The organism is Nocardia sp. NPDC058497 (assembly GCF_042720195.1).
GTDB lineage: Bacteria > Actinomycetota > Actinomycetes > Mycobacteriales > Mycobacteriaceae > Nocardia.
In genome coordinates this window covers 1-1,756 of sequence record NZ_JBHXMY010000872.1, presented here as the reverse complement: position 1 = coordinate 1,756, position 1,756 = coordinate 1, and the positions used below count along the sequence as shown (strand labels likewise).

Below are 1,756 nucleotides of genomic sequence, written 5' to 3'. Positions count from 1 at the left end.
ATCCCAGAGTGATCGGTGCACTTCCGGCGAACAGATGGCAAGCCTCACACACCGTTGGGCGAGTGCCTGGCAACGGTCGTTGACGGCCGGTACACCCTAGACGGAGTTTTCAGACGCACTCTGAGACCCCGGCCGACGACCGAGGAATGCCGGACCGGTGCGGCGGCCACCCACACCGGTTCCGGCCCACCGCTACTTGTGGCGCGGCGTCCGGATCAAGCCCTCCTGGACGACCGCGGCGACCAGGTTGCCCTCGCGATCCCAGATCTTGCCGCCGGTGAGCGCGCGGCCGAAACCGGCCGAGGGCGAGGACTGGTCGTAGAGCAGCCATTCGTCGGCGCGGAACGGGCGCAGGAACCACATGGCGTGATCGAGCGAGGCGTCCTGGGTGGGTTCACCGGGGTGGGCCACCTTGGACGAGCCGAGCAGCGTCATATCGCTCATGTAGGCCAGGGTGCAGACGTGGAACAGCGGGTCGTCGGGCAGCTTGTGGCGGTACCGGAACCACACCTGCTGCTGGGAGACGTAGCCCTCGCGCTGGGCGACCTGGTCCGACGGGACCGTCCGGATGTCCCAGTGCTCCCACTCCCGCATCGCCCACAACCGCTCGGGACTCAGGGTGACGCTGGCGTCGGGCAGCAGGTCCGGCCCTTCGACCTCGGGCATCACGTCCTGATGCTCCGGCCCTTCGTCGCCGCGGTGGAACGACGCCGACATCATGAAGATCGCCTGCCCGTCCTGCACGCCGGTGACCCGGCGGGTGCAGAAGGACCGGCCGTCACGGATGCGCTCCACCAGGTAGACCGTGGGTTCCTCGGGGTTGCCCGGCCGCAGGAAGTAGCCGTGCAGCGAGTGCACCTGGAACGAGTGGTCGACGGTGCGCACCGCCGAGACCAGCGCCCGGCCCGCGACCTGACCGCCGAAGGTGCGCGTCAGCTGGGACTCGGTGGCCGCACCACGGAAGATGTCCCGTTCCAGCTGCTCGATCTCGAGCGCCTCTTCGATAGTCGCCATGCGCTCGAGATTATCCCGTCGCCGACCGCCCGTTCTGTCCGGCTCGGCGCCGCGCCTCGGAATTTGCTGTGATAGTGCGGTGCCGTCGTTCACGCCCACCTCCCCCGCGGCCATGGCCGGGATCGTCGCCGACCGCCTGGCCGAGTTACCCGGGCGGCGCGTGCTCGCCGTCGACGGCGCCGATGCCGCGGCACCGGTCGAGCCGGCCCGGCGGATCGCCGACACGCTCGCCGCGCGGGGCCGGTCGGCGCAGGTGGTGTCCCTGCACGACTTCGTGCGGCCGGCGTCGCTGCGGATGGAATACGGGCGTGACGACGAATGGTCTTATCGCACAGCCTGGTTCGACTACGACGCGGTGCGCCGCGAGATCCTGGACGCACTGCGGTCGTCCGGTCGCTGGCTGCCCGCGCTCTGGGACGAGGAACGCGATCGATCGGCGCGGGCGGCGGTCCGCACGGCACCGGCCGACCTGGTACTGGTCCTGGCCGGACCGATGCTGCTGGGCCGCGGCCTCGACTTCGACCTCACCGTGCGCCTGGAACTGAGCGAGCAGGCGGCACTGCGCCGCACCCCACCAGATCAGCACTGGACGCTGCCCGCCCTGCGCGATCACACCGCCGAGAACCCCGAGGCCGCCACGTGGACGCTGCGCTGGGATCACCCCGACCGGGCCGCGTTGCGGGTCGGCACGTAACCGGCTGCCACACACCCGGTTACGCGAAGGCCCCGGCCGGAACGGATT

Annotated in this window: 2 protein-coding genes; one reads left to right on the top strand and one right to left on the bottom strand. The window is 70.4% G+C overall.

Annotated elements, in window-relative coordinates; translation table 11 throughout:
• Positions 1-192: 192 nt before the first annotated feature.
• Complete coding sequence (locus ACFWPJ_RS31980) at positions 193-1,014, bottom strand: acyl-CoA thioesterase (RefSeq protein ID WP_378857134.1); 822 nt, start codon at positions 1,012-1,014, stop codon at positions 193-195.
• A 79-nt stretch (positions 1,015-1,093) separates the two neighbouring features.
• On the opposite strand from ACFWPJ_RS31980, the gene ACFWPJ_RS31975 reads away from it, so the two are divergent.
• Entirely contained in the window at positions 1,094-1,708 is a 615-nt protein-coding gene (locus ACFWPJ_RS31975; protein WP_378857132.1) for a hypothetical protein, read from the top strand.
• Positions 1,709-1,756 lie beyond the last annotated feature (48 nt).